The sequence below is a fragment of the Pseudomonas izuensis genome (assembly GCF_009861505.1).
GTDB classification, from domain to species: domain Bacteria; phylum Pseudomonadota; class Gammaproteobacteria; order Pseudomonadales; family Pseudomonadaceae; genus Aquipseudomonas; species Aquipseudomonas izuensis.
In genome coordinates this window covers 1-2,289 of the sequence record NZ_WTFT01000074.1, presented here as the reverse complement: position 1 = coordinate 2,289, position 2,289 = coordinate 1, and the positions used below count along the sequence as shown (strand labels likewise).

Sequence of the window (2,289 nt, the reverse complement as noted above, 5' to 3'; positions counted from 1 at the left end):
GTGCACTTCAATAGGGCAGGCGCCAGGCTTTCGGCCCGACGCCAGTGCAACTTATATACCTTCGAGCATAGCGTCCGCTGGCGCCTCGGAGCGTTGCCGGGCGGTCATCTGGAAATACAGGTAACCGGCGGCCATGAAGCCGAGGAAGATCAGGCCGATCAAGGTGTTGAACCAGGCCATCGCCACCAGGCACACCACGGCCAGGAACAACGCGATCCCCGGTACGATCGGATACCCCGGGGCGCGGAAGGTGCGCTCCAGGTTCGGTTCGGTTTTACGCAGTTTGAACAGGCTCAGCATGCTGATGATGTACATCACGATGGCTCCGAACACCGACATGGTGATCATTGCCGCGGTCAGGGTCATGCCTTGCAGGTTGACCAGGCCATCGCTGTAGATCGCCGCGATGCCGATCACGCCGCCAGCCAGGATGGCGCGGTGGGGTGTCTGGAAGCGCGAGAGTTTCGCCAGGCTGCGCGGCAGGTAACCGGCGCGGGCCAGGGCGAAAAACTGCCGTGAATAACCAAGGATGATCCCGTGGAAACTCGCCACCAGCCCGAACAGGCCGATCCATACCAGCATGTGCATCCAGCTCGAATTGTTGCCCACTACCGCTTTCATGGCCTGGGGCAGCGGATCGTTGATGTTGGAGAGTTGGCGCCAGTCGCCAACACCACCCGCCATCACCATCACGCCGATGGCCAGGAACACCAGGGTCAGAATGCCGCTGACGTAGGCCTTGGGAATCGTGCGTTTCGGGTCCTTGGCTTCTTCAGCCGCCATGGCTGCACCTTCAATGGCGAGAAAGAACCAGATCGCGAAGGGAATGGCGGCGAATATGCCGGGAATCGAGGCTATCGTGAATTCATTGGCGCCCGACCAGCCGTTCAGGACGAAATTGCTGAAGCTGAAGCCCGGCGCCACCACGCCCATGAACACCAGCAGTTCGGCGACGGCCAGCACGGTGACCACCAGTTCAAAGGTGGCGGCGATGCTGACACCGAGAATATTAAGGGTCATGAACACGAAATAGGCGCCCACCGCGGCGATTTTCGGGTCCAGCTCCGGGTATTGCACATTGAGGTAGGCGCCGATCGCCATGGCGATCGCCGGGGGCGCAAAGACAAATTCAATCAACGTGGCGATGCCGGCGATCAATCCGCCTTTCTCACCAAAGGCCCGACGGCTGTAGGCAAACGGCCCGCCCGCGTGAGGAATCGCGGTGGTCAATTCGGTGAAACTGAAGATGAAACAGGTGTACATCGTCGCCACCATCAAGGCGGTGACGAGGAAACCCAGCGTCCCTGCGGTACCCCAGCCGTAACTCCAGCCGAAGTATTCGCCGGAAATCACCAGGCCGACGGCAATACCCCATAAATGCAGGGTGCCGAGTGTGGGTTTGAGCTGTGTGGAAGAAGTCGTCATAAGTCCTCTCTATTTTTTTTGTTCGATCTTTTGGACTTTCGGGAACTGCGTTTGGGTATAAAGCGGGCACGCAAAGCCCGTGCCAGAGCGGCAGGGCGGTGTTTGTTGTGTCATTGAGGGGGCGCCTTCGCCGGCAAGCCTCGCTCCTGTAGGAGCTGGCTTGCCAGCGAATGGCCGTTACACGGTTTCGCGTGGAGTTAGAAGAAACCCAGCGGATTGATGTCGTAGCTCACCAGCAGGTTTTTGGTCTGCTGATAGTGATCGAGCATCATCTTGTGGGTTTCACGGCCGACGCCGGACTTCTTGTAGCCACCGAACGCGGCGTGCGCCGGGTACAGGTGGTAGCAGTTGGTCCACACACGACCGGCCTTGATGGCGCGGCCCATGCGGTAGGCGCGGTTGATGTCGCGGGTCCAGAGGCCGGCGCCCAGGCCGAACTCGGTGTCGTTGGCGATGGCCAGGGCTTCGGCTTCGTCCTTGAAGGTGGTGATGCTCACCACCGGGCCAAAGATTTCTTCCTGGAACACACGCATTTTGTTGGTGCCCTTGAGCAGGGTCGGCTGGATGTAATACCCGCTCGCCAGGTTGCCCTCGAGTTTTTCCACCTTGCCGCCGGTCAGCAGCTCGGCGCCTTCACCCTTGGCGATTTCCAGGTACGAAAGGATCTTGTCGAATTGCTGCTCGGATGCCTGGGCGCCGACCATGGTGTCGGTGTCCAGCGGGTCGCCACGTTTGATCTGCAGGACCTTCTTCATCACCACTTGCATGAATTCGTCGTAGATCGACTCCTGCACCAGGGCGCGGGAAGGGCAGGTGCAGACTTCGCCCTGGTTGAAGAACGCCAGCACCAGGCCTTCGGCGGCT

The 2,289-nt window shown here is 60.0% G+C and carries 2 protein-coding genes; both read right to left on the bottom strand.

All coding sequences use genetic code 11. From position 1 onward, the window contains the following. Positions 1–51: 51 nt before the first annotated feature. On the bottom strand, positions 52–1,425 hold the full coding sequence (gene eat, locus GPL81_RS30835) for an ethanolamine permease (RefSeq protein WP_160109859.1): 1,374 nt from the start codon (positions 1,423–1,425) through the stop codon (positions 52–54). Between the two features lie 197 nt (positions 1,426–1,622). Then, positions 1,623–2,289: aldehyde dehydrogenase family protein (locus GPL81_RS30830; RefSeq protein ID WP_160109367.1), on the bottom strand; the 667-nt coding region annotated here is incomplete at its 5' end.